This is a genomic window from Halobellus salinus, assembly GCF_014646875.1.
Lineage (GTDB): Archaea > Halobacteriota > Halobacteria > Halobacteriales > Haloferacaceae > Haloquadratum > Haloquadratum salinum.
This window is the reverse complement of record NZ_BMOC01000019.1, coordinates 1-13,510: the sequence shown is the minus strand read 5'-3', so window position 1 is coordinate 13,510 and position 13,510 is coordinate 1. Positions and strand designations below refer to the sequence as shown.

At 56.3% G+C, this 13,510-nt stretch carries 15 protein-coding genes; 9 read left to right on the top strand and 6 right to left on the bottom strand.

The window, feature by feature from the left end; translation table 11 throughout:
- The first annotated feature begins 357 nt into the window (after window positions 1-357).
- From IEX72_RS12845 to IEX72_RS12830, 4 genes are all read left to right on the top strand, one after another.
- Entirely contained in the window at window positions 358-702 is a 345-nt protein-coding gene (locus IEX72_RS12845) for a DUF7344 domain-containing protein (RefSeq protein WP_188788026.1), read from the top strand.
- Window positions 699-1,400 (top strand): hypothetical protein, encoded by a 702-nt coding sequence (locus IEX72_RS12840; protein WP_188787983.1) that lies wholly within the window; start codon window positions 699-701, stop codon window positions 1,398-1,400. Before IEX72_RS12845 ends, IEX72_RS12840 begins: the two co-directional genes overlap by 4 nt.
- Window positions 1,387-2,433, top strand: a complete 1,047-nt coding sequence (locus tag IEX72_RS12835) for a hypothetical protein (RefSeq protein WP_188787980.1) — start codon at window positions 1,387-1,389, stop codon at window positions 2,431-2,433. Before IEX72_RS12840 ends, IEX72_RS12835 begins: the two co-directional genes overlap by 14 nt.
- 143 nt (window positions 2,434-2,576) lie before the next feature.
- Window positions 2,577-3,032 (top strand): MarR family transcriptional regulator, encoded by a 456-nt coding sequence (locus IEX72_RS12830; RefSeq protein ID WP_188787978.1) that lies wholly within the window; start codon window positions 2,577-2,579, stop codon window positions 3,030-3,032.
- Between the two features lie 393 nt (window positions 3,033-3,425).
- Here IEX72_RS12830 and IEX72_RS12825 read toward each other — a convergent pair whose 3' ends face one another.
- Entirely contained in the window at window positions 3,426-3,938 is a 513-nt protein-coding gene (locus tag IEX72_RS12825) for a zinc ribbon domain-containing protein (protein ID WP_229663835.1), read from the bottom strand.
- A gap of 149 nt (window positions 3,939-4,087) precedes the next feature.
- Between IEX72_RS12825 and IEX72_RS12820 the strand changes: the two genes are divergently transcribed.
- The 3 genes from IEX72_RS12820 to IEX72_RS12810 all read left to right on the top strand — a co-directional run bounded on the left by IEX72_RS12820 (window position 4,088) and on the right by IEX72_RS12810 (window position 7,876).
- On the top strand, window positions 4,088-5,173 hold the full coding sequence (locus tag IEX72_RS12820; RefSeq protein ID WP_188787976.1) for a competence protein CoiA family protein: 1,086 nt from the start codon (window positions 4,088-4,090) through the stop codon (window positions 5,171-5,173).
- A gap of 65 nt (window positions 5,174-5,238) precedes the next feature.
- Window positions 5,239-6,462 (top strand): competence protein CoiA family protein, encoded by a 1,224-nt coding sequence (locus IEX72_RS12815; protein ID WP_188787975.1) that lies wholly within the window; start codon window positions 5,239-5,241, stop codon window positions 6,460-6,462.
- Between the two features lie 178 nt (window positions 6,463-6,640).
- Complete coding sequence (locus tag IEX72_RS12810) at window positions 6,641-7,876, top strand: hypothetical protein (protein ID WP_188787973.1); 1,236 nt, start codon at window positions 6,641-6,643, stop codon at window positions 7,874-7,876.
- A 62-nt stretch (window positions 7,877-7,938) separates the two neighbouring features.
- On the opposite strand, the gene IEX72_RS12805 is transcribed toward IEX72_RS12810, so the two are convergent.
- From IEX72_RS12805 to IEX72_RS12795, 3 genes are all read right to left on the bottom strand, one after another.
- The gene (locus tag IEX72_RS12805; RefSeq protein WP_188787971.1) at window positions 7,939-9,171 is read right to left on the bottom strand and encodes a tyrosine-type recombinase/integrase; all 1,233 of its coding nucleotides are present in this window, start codon (window positions 9,169-9,171) and stop codon (window positions 7,939-7,941) included.
- Window positions 9,172-9,444: 273 nt separating this feature from the next.
- On the bottom strand, window positions 9,445-9,852 hold the full coding sequence (locus IEX72_RS12800) for a hypothetical protein (RefSeq protein WP_188787969.1): 408 nt from the start codon (window positions 9,850-9,852) through the stop codon (window positions 9,445-9,447).
- Entirely contained in the window at window positions 9,849-10,667 is an 819-nt protein-coding gene (locus IEX72_RS12795) for a ParA family protein (protein ID WP_188787966.1), read from the bottom strand. The genes IEX72_RS12800 and IEX72_RS12795 overlap by 4 nt, the downstream gene beginning before the upstream one ends.
- Window positions 10,668-11,071: 404 nt before the next feature.
- Between IEX72_RS12795 and IEX72_RS12790 the strand changes: the two genes are divergently transcribed.
- Complete coding sequence (locus IEX72_RS12790; protein ID WP_188787964.1) at window positions 11,072-11,746, top strand: helix-turn-helix domain-containing protein; 675 nt, start codon at window positions 11,072-11,074, stop codon at window positions 11,744-11,746.
- Entirely contained in the window at window positions 11,743-12,438 is a 696-nt protein-coding gene (locus IEX72_RS12785) for a nucleotidyltransferase family protein (RefSeq protein WP_188787962.1), read from the top strand. The genes IEX72_RS12790 and IEX72_RS12785 overlap by 4 nt, the downstream gene beginning before the upstream one ends.
- 84 nt (window positions 12,439-12,522) lie before the next feature.
- Here IEX72_RS12785 and IEX72_RS12780 read toward each other — a convergent pair whose 3' ends face one another.
- Together IEX72_RS12780 and IEX72_RS12775 are read right to left on the bottom strand one after the other, a co-directional pair.
- The gene (locus IEX72_RS12780) at window positions 12,523-12,795 is read right to left on the bottom strand and encodes a hypothetical protein (protein ID WP_188787960.1); all 273 of its coding nucleotides are present in this window, start codon (window positions 12,793-12,795) and stop codon (window positions 12,523-12,525) included.
- Window positions 12,796-12,951: 156 nt separating this feature from the next.
- Window positions 12,952-13,386 carry a TRAM domain-containing protein gene (locus IEX72_RS12775; RefSeq protein WP_188787958.1) on the bottom strand — a complete coding sequence of 145 codons (435 nt, stop codon included), beginning with the start codon at window positions 13,384-13,386 and terminating at the stop codon, window positions 12,952-12,954.
- Window positions 13,387-13,510: the final 124 nt, after the last annotated feature.

Genomic DNA, 13,510 nt, shown 5'->3' with positions numbered 1-13,510 from the left:
CGCCGGCGGACTCGTGCTGCCAGAGCAATGACAGCAAGCCAGACTACTTGGGTCAGGAGTAATAACTCTGTCTCTCAGAGCCCCACTCCGGAAACCGACCCACGGACACACCGAGTTGTACAACCCCCATACCAGCGCAATATAGCGAACAGCAGCGCCGATGCCGACAGCACAGCCAACCAACTCAGTGAACAGGTTACGGGTTCACATGGGTGGCGGCGGGACAGCATTGGCGAGTCCCGACTTGACGAGGGTACATCCTCGAGACTGCGACCGCGACGTGGACAGACACCACCATCAACGGGGGCGAGTTGAGTGGCGGCGCCGACCGACGAGAGGGCGTCTCTCGCCATTCCGATGGCTCCAGCTGGGGCGTTTGACGCGATCGCGAACAGTCGCCGGCGGCGCGTCGTGTTGTCCTTGTCACGCTCTACGGGGGACGTTCCCGTCAACGACCTTGCGGTCGAAATCGCGGCCATCGAAAACGAACTCGATCCCAGCAAGGTCAGAAGTAACGAGCGGGCATCGGCCTACATTTCGCTGACCCAACGCCACCTCGATACGCTCGATGAGGTCGGCGCGGTCGACTATGATGACCGTTCGAAGACTGTGACTTCGACGGACGCTACGGAACCGCTCGCTGAATACATTCGTCGACTCCAGACGGCCTGCTACAAGCCCGAGTCGGAGGAATCCACATGACAGACGCCCAAGAGCACGCTCTCGCAGTGCTTCGAGACATCGATGCCTGTTTCCATCGGCTCTTTGAGGCGGTCGATAACGCGGATGAGACAGCAGCCACTCCAGTCGCAGACCCGATCACCATACTACGACGTGTACGCTCTCAGATCGATGCTGCGCTCTTAGACCAGCACCGTCGAACAGACGATAAACCACTTCCAGATGGTGGCTCGTGTGTCCTCCAGTGGACTCCAAGTGATACGCCACCACGACGGCTCGTTCTTGAGCCCGATGGCGACGGCGACAAATGGACGCGGCGTGAACTCGAGTGGACAGGCGCCGGCTGGCGCACCTGTCGTCGCGACACCATCCGTGATGTTGCGATCAGCGCCCCCGCTGAACCACGCTACCCAGACCCCGTCGATCCGCCAATACTCGACACGCTCCTCGCCTTGATTCGCGGCACTTGGACGAATCCGGACCCGGACGTCCTTGTCTTCGATACGCTAGGGATGACTGAACAGGGAGTCCTAGTGGCTGTCGACGGCGAACTCCGGTATCGAGACGCTGGTAGCCCCCAGTGGTACACCGTCACCAACGAAGCGGAGCTCTCTCATCATCTGCAGCAAAAGGGTCAGCCGGTCGTCCAGTCGCTCTCAGAGACCTCTCTGACGCGCCAGCACTTCACGCCGAGTCCACTCACCGATGACGAAGGATGAGCCGCTCCCAGATGGGTACGCCGACCGCCTGTGCTCGCTCACGGCGACAATCGAATCGCTCCGTGGAACGCTCAAGACCGACCATACACTGCCGACCGATCACCGAATGTTCGCCCACCGGCTGCTGTACTTAGCGAACGAGCCGATCACGGAGGTAAAACGCCTACTCCCCGAGCCAGAAGGATATGATGACTCGGCGGATGGCCGGCCCGCGGATTCGACAGTTGAGTACGCGGATGCAGTCTCCCAAATCGAGCGGCAGTTGTGCTGGCTGATTCGCTCACTTCGTGCTGCACACCCGGCAGCCCACCACTACGACGAATCACCCGCTGAGAAGTTCACAACAGCCCTTGAGTACGCTACAGCCCTTCGAGACATTCTGCCATCGGTCCCGGAAGACAGCCCAATTCTCGCCGACGTTGAGGACATCAGTCTCGACGAGGTCGACCCTCATGTCGGAGGGCGCGGCAATGGTGATGGGCGGTGGCTGGAGTATCAACTCGAGCGTGCACTCGGACGCTGGGGATACCGTGCAGCGACACGCCAGCACCTCTACAGTCTGGAGGTAGATGTCGTCGCCAAACGCAAAGAGAAACAGCAGCAGCCCAGCGACTGGATTGTCGCCCAGTGTAAAGACTGGAAAGCCGACCCAATCACCCCGGCGGCGCTCTTCCGGTTGTGTACCGTGGCGTTTGCCTGTCGTGCGATGCCGGTGCTCTGTCACACGACCGAGCTAACCCCTCGAACCGAGAAACTGGCGCGCGAGCTCGAAGTGCGCGTGCTTGAGCTATCAGACCTGGAGCGTGCAGAGCTGCCTGCCCCACAGGTTGCCAAACCGACGATGGAATTCCGAGAGTGGGAGCCACAGTACCGCGCTCGCGAGCATCGTGGCAGGTTCCCGTTGATGTTCCGTAGCGAGCCTGGGAAACGCTTCAGCTACGTCCCTGGGTTCAAGCCAGTCGGAAACGACGTGGACTACGAACCGATTGAGAATAATCGGGATGACGATGTGCATCCCGCTGCTGGTCATTAAGTCTCTACAGAATTGGACAGCGAGTGTCGAATTATACTTCCACTCGCCAACAGCGAAATTCTCTGAAGATTCCTTCGGAGATCTGCCGAGGCATATCCATCTGCGAAAACCGTATTATCGTCCGCCGACAGATATTGGTACAGATGCCCGTTCCGGTTGACGAACTCACGAGTGACGATCGATTCCCGATCAAGCCGGACACGAACGAGTACCACGCTCTCAGCTTCCTTGTCGCACACCGCGAATACGGCTTCACCCCACGCGAAATCGCAGCTCGAACAGCCCTCAGCAAGACCGCCGTGTCGAACACGATGGCTCGTCTCTTCGAGTACGGGCTTATCGAACGAGCAGACAACGTCTATTACGTCGACCCAAGCCGAGCCAGTGAGCTAAAGCGACGGCTCGAATCGCTCGATTCACTCGTTCAATTCTTCGAGTCAGCACCTGACGACAACTACGCCGAGAAGGGCTGGGAACAGGAACTCCCGACCTTCGATCCAGATGGAAAAGCGGATGCCCCGGAGGGGAACTCCGAAACGGCAGAAGCACAAGCTGAAGCCCTCATCGCAGATATCGAAGACTGTCGTAGAACGGAATGACCTCGCTTCCGTGTTTAAATTCCGCGTCCATGTCTCAGCAGCGGTTTACCAAGACTAAACCGGGAATCGTCGTCGCCGGTGAGCGTGGAACAGAGTGCCGTACTCTCCTAATGGAAGTCAGTGATTTCGCTAATCCAGCAGACGCCGCTGAGGGCAGGCGCGTCTTAGACGACCGATGTAATCTGGTCGTTCAGCTGTGACACGCTGAGGATTTCTCTCGCATCGGGGTCGACCGCCCACCGTTCGGTATCCGGTGCCTCCGCCATATTCGTCTACTAACCTGTGAACAGAATCTCAAGAAGCTACGTTCGAGTGGGAAAACCAGATCTGTAGAATAAAACCTCATCGGAGAATTATTGGTCAAGAGATCGATACAGCACTCACTGTAAACAGCTACTCTGTGGATTCTTCGTCATTGAGCTCTTCATTTGCGAACTCAATCAGCTTCTGCAATCTGTCGTTGAACTCCTCCTCGAATTCGGTGTGGAGCGCATCATCGTACATCCGAAGCGTTCGTCCCAGACCGATGGCAGCGAGCCATTCTCGGAACTGATTGCTGTTCATATCGTCGACGGACATACTCAGTGCATTCGTATTCGAACCGGCGGCCCAGAGGTGAAGAAGATCAAGATCATCCACCATCGCCAGACGAGCGAAATCAGCAAATGCAGCGCTTAATTCCCGAGATAACTGTTTGTAGGAGACTGAGTCGTGATTGAGATCTTGCTCACCCTCCAAAAGTTCGTTGACGTATGAGAGTGAGCGCATCGACAGGAATCCCTCCCTCTCTATCGCCATCGGTGGATCGATTTCCGATCCTGCAATATCGGACAACGCCTGTCCACAGGATCCGCAATAGTGGTGCATCTCTTTAATTTGGTTTCCGCAATTCGGGCAGTAGGGCATACTGTAAGCTACGGGTCATAGATACTGAGGCTTTGCTGGTGAGATAGCGCAGTAGTTGGCCATCCGCATAGGCGGGTTGAGATTAAAACCGGATGACTGTAAGAGAAGATTATATCTAAATCACGAACGAAGTCGCGATATCGGAATAGATGCCCTTCATCGCCCAGCCCTCTTCCGAAGATGGGGACACCACGGTTCTTCCAGAGGAAGTAGAGGACGGTACTGACGTCGTGTGTCCAGCCTGTGGCGGAACGATGCGTCCACGAGGCCCATTTGATGATGGTCGCGCCCGCCATTTCTACCATGCTACTGCGGGTTCAGGGGCCTCAACGACCAATTGCTCCGGAGGAGAGTCGGATCCGCATCGAAAGATGAAATCTCTCGCAGTTTCGGCCCTGCGGCAGCGATTTGACCAACATGCTCGTTGCGGACCCGAGCTCACCGTCGATGTCCCCAATACGCCGACGCTTACTGATTCCCGCCGGGCAGATGCCCTCGTCGAATTTCCAGCTGATGACACAAACGAATACCTTGGTCGTGGATTAATCGTTGAGGTACAATACGCAAACGAAGACAAAGACCTCGACGCGGTCACGCACGACTATCTCTCGGCCGGATATAGCGTCTACTGGGCCAGCCCTGACGATTTTACGAACGACCGATTCCGTATTGAGGAGATGGTCGTCGCATTCGACAAACGGGCTGACACCGCCTTCGCAGCTTCGTGGGCAGACCCTCCAGAGCTAGATCCACCTGAGGAGTATCTAGAGCGGTTCGTGAACGGTGACTCTCTAACTTTCTCCGACCCGAATCCGGACTGTAACCATACCTGGAAATACGGAGGGAGTGACCTCCACGACCGGGATTTCTGTAAACACTGTCGGCTTGAGCGCTGGAAAGAGAGAGCTGTTGATGCCTACATCTATGATGAGTCGACCATCAAGACGGGCTCCGATCTTGCTGACAGAGCTGCTCAAGCAGCGTTTGAACAACGAGAAAAGGAGGAGAAGAAAGAAGATCATCAACACGTCTGGGAACCTCGAGGAGAGAACCGCTATCGGTGCCGGTGTGGGGCCCGTCTCAAAGAGCACAACGGAGAGGAGATCATCTCAAATGATCCGTTTGAGGACTTCTCTGAGATGGCGACCACAGACCCACAGTACTGTGACCACATTTGGGAACGTGAGGACGGCTACATGCGATGTATCTCCTGCGGACTCGAGGACCCGCTCTAACCAGTTCCGTCTTGCACTCTACGGCTGGGAGTGATTATTTGCTTACCGAGATATTCGTTGCTGATATGCCCTTCCGCGGTCGTCGTGACGGTCGCCCGGTCGTCCCCGCTATAGTCGACGATGGAGAAGCCGTCACCTGTCCGGTATGCGGCGGGACGATGTACCCGCGATCGGCGCCGGGCAAGTCTCGACACTTCTACCACGTATCAGACGACGCCGGCCAGCGCTGCTCGAATGGCGGCGAGTCAGAGACCCACGAACGCGCAGTCGCCCGTGTCGAAGTCGCTCTACACCAGCAATTCGGAGAAAACGCCCGCATCGAGACGGAGGTGGACGTCGACGTGGCCGAGGTACCGACACCTGTGACCGAACGCCGGGCGGATGCACTCGCGACCTTTGACGATTGGAACCCTTACTTCGGGGAAGGGCTCGCCGTTGAAGTACAGCACAATCACGAAGACAAGGACGTCCATCAGGTGACGCATGACTACTTGGCCGCTGGGTACTCAGTCGTCTGGATACGCGCGGCAACAGTCCTTCTCGATACGTTCAACTACGATACGATCAGTGCCGAATTTGAGCAAGACGACGGTTCTGGATACGCCCAACGAACGAGCAAAGCTAGCCGATTTACGAATTGCCAAGCGCTCCTCTACGACGGCGAACACGCGTGGGAGCGCGTGCCGCCCTATGCCCATCCCCGCGGACAGGAAGACCTGATTACGTACGATATCTGTACTGCCCAGGGTTGCGAGCTACGCCGGCTTCACGAACCCGACGACAGTCACACCTACACCGCGAGCGATGAGCACGGCCCCGATTTTCCCCTGAAAGCTCTCAAGAACGCGATTGTCCGTGAGTACGACCGAGACCCGTTCTGGAAGTGGGCAGGAAGCCAGTACCATTCCGCACAGGTGGAGAAACTGCTTGCGACACGACCCGAGATAGAGCGCTGCCGGGGGCCAAAGGGATTTCACGAATGGGGGCGGCGAGAAACGCTCTGGACAAACCATGCCGACCAGCCGTTAATCGAACTCCGCGAGTGTATGTACTGCCCCGTTCGGTTAGTGACGAACCATCGAGGGCGGTCAGGACACAGTACATTCTGTCTCTACGGTCGAGAGCCTGATCTCGACTGGGACGACGTGTATTTCCAAGCCAGCCCTCCCGAGTGCGATCACTATCTCTACGAAGAGGATGCGATCGAAGACTACTGCCCCAAGTGCGGTGTGACGATGGAATCCCCCAATACAACTCTCCGCGACCACACGAGCTGGATTCCGCCGTAAAAAGAAGCGATCCACTCGATCAGCAAGGGTCAACGGAATAAGAATACATTACGTATCTAGAAGAGCCCTCATTGGATGGGCTTCAGAAAAATATTCAATCATAAAACTAGAGCTGAAGCGCCTGTGTAGCCTACTGGAGGAAGTGTCTTTTTACGCCGTACTACTCACCCTACTGGTAATGAGTGGGGAAGAAGACGAGGAACCGAGTAGTGAAGCTGATTTTGAGGAGTTGATGGAGGCGATTCAGGAGGAGCGCCAGAAGCGGCAGGAGCAGGTGTCGTTTGAGTGGGTAGAGACGGTTCGTGAGGTCGGCGAATTATGGCGTGATGTAGGAGATGTAGAAACAGTTGTTGAGGAGACTGACTTGTCTGTGGAATCTACGAAGGAGGCACTCACTGTTTACCGTTTGATCTTCGAGGACCCCTCGGATGTGGCGACGAAAGCGTCGAGGCCATCACGAGCGTACTTTTCTTTGGAACAAGAGTTGGGGGAGAAGTTCGGTGAGGACAATGATGATGATGATGATGAGCCAGTTGAAGATCTGCTTCGAGAGTATGTCGGCGCACTGTACTTAGACCACGATATTGAGGATTTATCGGTAGGTGAGCCACCAGAGGAGGAGACACCGCCGCTACCCTTTGATTGGGAAGGGTTGAATCTGGATATGAGTGCGCTAGTTCCGAGTATTGAAATCCCGACTTCTACGATTGCTGCGGTGGCTAATTTTCAGGACCTCTACGATACGGTTCTTCAGAATCAGACTTCTCTTTTAGCTGGCGTCGTGGGTTCAGAGCTGTTTCGAACGGAAAAGATGGTGGCCAGTGCCCTCCAACCGATTATTGCTCAGCAGGAGATGGCGCTCACACGGAGTTTGGCTCAGTTGTCTGCTGTCATTGAAGAACAGCAAAATATGATTGCTCGATCAACTGCTTTGATGCTATCTGATGTGATTGCAGATATCCGGGTCCCTCAGTCAGTATTGGCTGATTTGGCGGCGATTCAGCCGTCCGTAAGTGCGGCTGCTGCGGCCAGTAGCTACCCGTCTTCCCAGTTTGAGAGGTCGGTTGTTAATCCGACATCGACGACAAGTGTAGACGCTGAGCCGGCGGAGGCTACTGACGAAGTTGTTCCGGAGGCGGGCCCTGTTGAGGCTACTGTGGATGCTACTTTGCCGGATGCAGGTAGTTTCTCTATTGAACTGGCGTTGGAGGTCCCGGCCCAGATTACGTATTTCATTTTAACAGGTTCTGAGACCAGAGAGTGGTTCAATGAGCAACCTGCAAATTACCAGCGGGCAGTTATTGGAGGGATAGCTGGGTATATTGCTTACTCGATGACATCGAAGTGGGGTGCCGCAGGTTACGCGGCTGCGGTTCTGACTCCGTTGATCCGGCAGATGCTCAAAAACGAATAGCTCTCATTTGGCTATCTACCCTGTCTTCCTGAAAACGTAATGTATTGAGAACGGGACCACGATTATGAGAGACTATCAATCTCTTCTAGTGCTTCAGTTGCGACGTCCCCGAGTTCACCAGCTTCAATATGGGAGTACCGCTCTCTCACCATCTCCTCAGAGTTGTCTAAGTACCGAGCCGCGACCGTATACCCGAACGCTCGAACAAGAACTTCACCCATCCCACGTCGACCACCGTGCGGAGCAAGATAATCGTGTTTCGGATGGTCAATGTCGATCTCGCCGTCATCCGAGAGCCGTTGGAGAATCGATCGTGCGCCGTCCGTCGTAATCGATGGCGGCCGGAGGTCCTCATCGAGCGCCAGCAGCAGGTCGCGAGCGTACTCCTCACGGCGTTCACCGATTGCTTCTGGGCGTTCCCCTCGCTCGGCTAACTCATCCTGGACGAGCCCTGCGAGCGTCCGTTGGTCGAACGTCGGAAACACCGGCCAGCGGTCCGTTGGCGGGTCCATCAGCTGGCGGTAGCTTCGCAGCGGCGAGATCACGGGGTCGGGAAGACTCGCGGCGTCCCACTGCTGTTTCTTCCGGTAGACGTCCATACTCCCGTCGTCAATGGAGAGGTCCTCCCAGCGGACGCCGCGCCGGCGCGGGTCGTTTGGATCCCGTAGTAGCTCCCCGACCCGAACGGCGGTGTACGCGAGGATAAAAACTAGAGCCCGGTCACGAGCAGCCTTCAGCGCCGCGTAGCGTCCTCGCTGCTTGTCGATGAGGTCAGTATCCTCTGGGAGTGTCGTGTACGTCTCGACGGCGTCGCGGGCCTGTTCGTCGACGTAGCGAGTGAGGGCGTGACGCTGTTCGGACGTCCAGGCCTGCTGGTCGCCGGGCTTGCGGCCGTCGTCTTCCGGCAACGGTGCCATCGCACTCGCCCGCTGCGCGTAGTGGGCCTCGAAATAGCCCTCGTTGACACACCAGCCACACCACGCAGAGATATAGCGGTAGTAGGTTTGTACCGTGTTCTGCTTGAGTCCCCGATCTCCACCGAGATGCCGGGCGTACTCCCGGAACACTCGTTCATCGAGTTCATCGAAGGTCGGCTCCCGATCGACGCCGTCGGGGACGACCCCGGTCCAGTCGTCGGCGCCGCGGTCGCCGGCGGCCCACTCGGCGAACCGCTCCAGCTCGCGTGCAGCGTTTCGTCGATAGTTTCCACCGTCCCCACCGCGGCCTTTCCCCTTGTCCTGAAGGTAGCGCTCGAAGCTGTCGTCGAGCGGCGTCGAAAGCGCTCGATCAGGCATCCACCGGCCCTCCACCGTCCTGCGGGCACAGTCTCGGTGGCTCTACCCCGGGGGAAGCGCCGTCGTGAGGCGGTTGCAGCATTCGTGCTTCACCGACGGCGGCGGGGTACTTCAAAGTGGTCGTGATTACCAGAATAATCAGGACCACTTATTGTATTCGGCCCATCGGGAGAAATCGGGCATTTAGAGTCTCTTAGCGCCGAAATTCCGCACAAAAGGAAAATGTATATCGTATATCGCTATACAAAATACCGGACCTCGCTCTGCGCGAGGTCATTCGTCTCCGAGTTCCGATAGCCGAGCCTGAATTTCCTCAGCATCCGCATCAGAGAGCGCTTCTACACCGAACTGAACGAGTAGCGGGTAGAAGTGGCGGTTCTTCTTGAACTCGTCCTGCCCCGCCTTGCGGAGCTTCAGCTGGGACTCGAGGTAGGTATCCTCCATCTCGTCGAGGACATCGTCGGGAATGTAGATCGTTCGCCCGTTCCACTCGTCCTTGATGTTCGTCTTCGTTTTGCTCGTTTCGTTCGTTTCACTCGTTGAAGTCGATTCGGTCGTTTCGGTCGATGAACTGGTTTCCACCGTTTCACTCACCTCAGTCGTTTCGCCGGAATCTGTCTCATCGTCCTCCTCTTCGTAGTTGCCCTCGATACCGGAAGCATCACCCCAGCCGTCGCTCATGCTTTCACCTCCTCAGGTGCGGTCTTCTCAAACGTCTCGTCGAACAGATCGGCGATCTCGTTGAACAGGTCGCGTGCATCCTCGACCCTCTGGTTCTCCTTGCCGAAGCCGAAGACGGACACCCCCTTGCCAATCGACTGAGAGAGGTCGGTCCGCTTCGGGATCTCGAACACGGGGAGAGAGTACGCCGAATTGATTTCCTCGATGGTGTCGCGGTGTTCGGCGTTCTGCTCGACGCGGTTACAGACAATCGCGAGCCGATTGATGTCTCCGTACGCCTGTTCGAGAGAGCTCAGCTGCTTTGCGAAAATCTGGAGACTGTTGGCGTTGAGCTTCTCGGGAATCACGGGGATGACGACGTTGCCGGTCGCGACCAGGGCGTTGTCGGTGAGGACGTTCAGGGATGGCGGCGTGTCGACGATGATGTAGTCGTAGTCCTTCTCGAGTTCGTCGAGAGTCATCTCCAACCGCTCGCGACTCTTCGGCGCCTCAAGCAGCGTCTGGATGTTCTTGTTGTTCGCGAGCTTCTCGCTGGCGGGAAGGATGTCGAATTCCTCGTGCTCAACGATGATGTCTTTCACCGACTCCATCTGATCGAAGTCGAGGACGTCGAACAGTGTTGTACGGTCGGTATCGTAGTACAGATCGTTGTAGCCAAGCGAGCAGGTGAGCCCCCCGTGGTAGTCGATATCGACCAGGAGGACGTCGTGGCCTCGGGCGGCGAGTGCGCCGCCAGTATGAATGACGTCGGTTGTCTTCCCCGCCCCTCCCTTCTGATTCGCCACCGTGATTCGTGCGGTATTGGTATCGGTCATTATCTTCGTTTCTCTCGTTGTGTTCGTTTCATTCGTTTTGGTCGTTTAGTTCGGTGCGTTCGGTGAGAGTGTTTCACTCGGTGAAAGGATTACTACGATGTTAAAACCAACTGTTCGTTCACTCGTTGATGCAAACGCACTCGTTGCCATCAACGCATTCGTTCTGTTCGTTACGTTCGTTCCCCTCGTTTTGTTCATTGAGTAGAGGGTGCCAGTTCGTTCCTCAGTATGTGTTCAATACATTCGTTTTTCTCGTTCAGTTCGTTTTGTTCGTTGAATTCGTTATAGTCGTTCCACGTGTTTTCAGCGGGAATCAGGACTACCTTCGAAAGTATGGAGAGATCGTGCTTCACAGACAGTCGAGTAAGACTTTTAACTGTTACCGAATTATTGGTAACTACCAGATGTACGAGGTGCTCGACGACACTGCGGCGCAGGTCATCCTCGCTATCGAGAGTGGTGACTCCATCCGCCGTGTCGCCCAACACCTCCACACACCGTACGAAACGGTGAGACAGGCCGTCAATCGGCTGGAAGACGCAGGCTACGTTTCCTATGACGACGGCCTCACTGTCGTCGACGAGCGCGTACGCGACGCAGCACTCGAGCTCGTCGCTGCCAGCGCCGGCGTCAGTCCACCCTCCATCGAGGAAACGTACGCCATCCCACAGTTCAGTGACTGGCCGTTCGCGTTCACGCGGATCGACGCCGTCTACGTGTGGACTCAGGGCGGCTACCAGGTCGGTCGCGAGCCCGACGACTATCCACTATTCCTCGCTGTTCGTGAGCAGGACGTCGACGCCTGGGAGGCGTTTTTCGAATCGTTCGACCTCCCGACCGCATTCGAACGACAGCCCCGAGACGAGTTGGACGGACCGCTGCAGATTGTCCTCGAGCCACGCGCGTCACTCGATATCGAGCACGTCGAAGGGTACCCGGTAATCCCGAGAGCAGAGACAATCGAGTATATGCGCGAGAACTACGCCCAGTTCCAGTCGGCGCTGGCAATGCTCGACCGGATGTACGAGGACCTCGACATCGGCGTCACGTATCGAGAGACCGAACGGGCGCAGCCATGAGTTTCAACAACCGAAGTGACGCGCTCATCGAACTGCTCGAGGAGCTCACCCAAGAGGGCCATGAGTACGTCCTTGTCGGCGGTTACGCTGTCTCAGCGTTCAATGCTCGCTTCTCAACGGACCTCGATATCGTTGTCGCGCCGGACTCCAAGGCTGACTTCGTCGAATTCCTCGAACGGCAGGGCTTCGAGGAAACGGACAGCCACGCCAAGGAGTGGTTCTACGACACCGAAGTGATCGAGTACGAGAAGCGGCTCACGCCGCAGCAGCCGATCGGCTTCGATCTCCTGGTAAACGGACTTGGGTGTCGTCAGACTGAGGCACAGTGGTCGTTCGACTACCTGTACGACCATAGCCACCAACAGGAGGTGAGCGGGGGCACAGTGACGACGATGGCTAGAGTCATCGATGGAGCAGTCCTCGTCGCGGCAAAGCTCCACAGCGGCAGAGAAACGGACCTTCGGGACGTCCTGGCAGTCGCAGAAGAGATCGACCTCGACGCTGTCACGCCTCACCTTCGGCGAGGGGACGACGATGCGCTACGGGAGCAGCTTGAGCGTGGACTGGAGATCATAGAGAGCGATGAACTCAAGCACGGGTATCGGAGTGACTTCGGGGCCTCAGCTGTCTCAGAAGAAACGGTCACCGCTCTCCAAGGGTATCTGTCTGCACAGATTGACCACCTGAGCTAAAGCGGTCGGGACCCCCTTAATCGGAAGTGAAGATAGGGCCCTTCAACGGTGCTTACAGTCGGTCAAAAAATTGGAGGAGTGATGTCAGTTGACCGTCGCTAACACACGGACATCCGTGGCTGAGTGTCGTTCCCGTTCAGTACGGGCACCGTGTTCGCGGAGGAACTCATCAATACGGTCGGCAAGGGACTCCGCATCCTCCCTATCGACGTGGACGATCAACGTCGGATGTTCCTCGTCGCTGTTCTCGATCACGAGCGAGACATCCTTGAATTCGTCCGGCTGTCTATACGCCTCGAACTCATCGGCGACCTGGTCGGCCAAGTCGTCGAGTACCTCAATCGGTTCCTTTGTCATAGATTGAATTTCGGCTTTGGAAGGTTGTGCCATCGTGAACGAACGGAGAGGGCGTAACGTGACTTTCAGAACCACCTCCATCAGACAAACTCGAACGGAGCCTTCTCACACCGATGGTTTACCGAGAAGCAGATTGATCCACAGAAAGAACAGCAGTTAGAATGCTCGTGGATCGCTATCGACAATGCTCGCAAACGCGACATTCTCCTGAACTTGTTCAATTTCGACGGTTGGCTCGTCGCCGGGTTGAGCGCCGGCAACGATCACGACGTAGCCACGTTCGACCTTTGCGATACCATCGCCCTGATCGCCGACTGTCTCGATGGTCACATCACGTACTTCGCCTTCCTCCACGGGAGGTCCTGAGAAAGAATGGCTCGCAGTCTCACGAGAAGGTGCTCTCTGTGACTCCTGTTGTACTGACGACTCCGTCGAGACAGGAGATTCCAGAATCGCTACGCGATACGTTTCGTCAGCTGACAACGCTTCAAAGTCGATTTCACTCGATGGGACCTCCACTATGTACCTCCCATCCTGCTCTTTAATTGGAGCACTGAACAGAGAGCGAAGGGAGTTGGGAATTTCGACCATTGAGTTTCTAGTGCTCAGTACCCACGAGACAAGTAATTTAAACACTATGTGTTACCACTATAGTAGACGTTAGAAGTAATTGCTCACACTTGGGATAGATATTTGATCAAGAGCCGTGTCGATC

Excerpts from the sequence above, each read along its gene's own strand:
- IEX72_RS12835 (WP_188787980.1), top strand. The coding sequence starts at position 1,387 with ATGACGAAGGATGAGCCGCTCCCAGATGGGTACGCCGACCGCCTGTGC.
- IEX72_RS12830 (WP_188787978.1), top strand. The coding sequence starts at position 2,577 with ATGCCCGTTCCGGTTGACGAACTCACGAGTGACGATCGATTCCCGATC.
- IEX72_RS12790 (WP_188787964.1), top strand. The coding sequence starts at position 11,072 with ATGTACGAGGTGCTCGACGACACTGCGGCGCAGGTCATCCTCGCTATC.
- IEX72_RS12800 (WP_188787969.1), bottom strand. The coding sequence starts at position 9,852 with ATGAGCGACGGCTGGGGTGATGCTTCCGGTATCGAGGGCAACTACGAA.
- IEX72_RS12815 (WP_188787975.1), top strand. The coding sequence starts at position 5,239 with ATGCCCTTCCGCGGTCGTCGTGACGGTCGCCCGGTCGTCCCCGCTATA.
- IEX72_RS12820 (WP_188787976.1), top strand. The coding sequence starts at position 4,088 with ATGCCCTTCATCGCCCAGCCCTCTTCCGAAGATGGGGACACCACGGTT.
- IEX72_RS12840 (WP_188787983.1), top strand. The coding sequence starts at position 699 with ATGACAGACGCCCAAGAGCACGCTCTCGCAGTGCTTCGAGACATCGAT.
- IEX72_RS12805 (WP_188787971.1), bottom strand. The coding sequence starts at position 9,171 with ATGCCTGATCGAGCGCTTTCGACGCCGCTCGACGACAGCTTCGAGCGC.
- IEX72_RS12810 (WP_188787973.1), top strand. The coding sequence starts at position 6,641 with ATGAGTGGGGAAGAAGACGAGGAACCGAGTAGTGAAGCTGATTTTGAG.
- IEX72_RS12845 (WP_188788026.1), top strand. The coding sequence starts at position 358 with ATGGCTCCAGCTGGGGCGTTTGACGCGATCGCGAACAGTCGCCGGCGG.
- IEX72_RS12775 (WP_188787958.1), bottom strand. The coding sequence starts at position 13,386 with ATGGTCGAAATTCCCAACTCCCTTCGCTCTCTGTTCAGTGCTCCAATT.
- IEX72_RS12780 (WP_188787960.1), bottom strand. The coding sequence starts at position 12,795 with ATGACAAAGGAACCGATTGAGGTACTCGACGACTTGGCCGACCAGGTC.
- IEX72_RS12825 (WP_229663835.1), bottom strand. The coding sequence starts at position 3,938 with ATGCCCTACTGCCCGAATTGCGGAAACCAAATTAAAGAGATGCACCAC.
- IEX72_RS12795 (WP_188787966.1), bottom strand. The coding sequence starts at position 10,667 with ATGACCGATACCAATACCGCACGAATCACGGTGGCGAATCAGAAGGGA.
- IEX72_RS12785 (WP_188787962.1), top strand. The coding sequence starts at position 11,743 with ATGAGTTTCAACAACCGAAGTGACGCGCTCATCGAACTGCTCGAGGAG.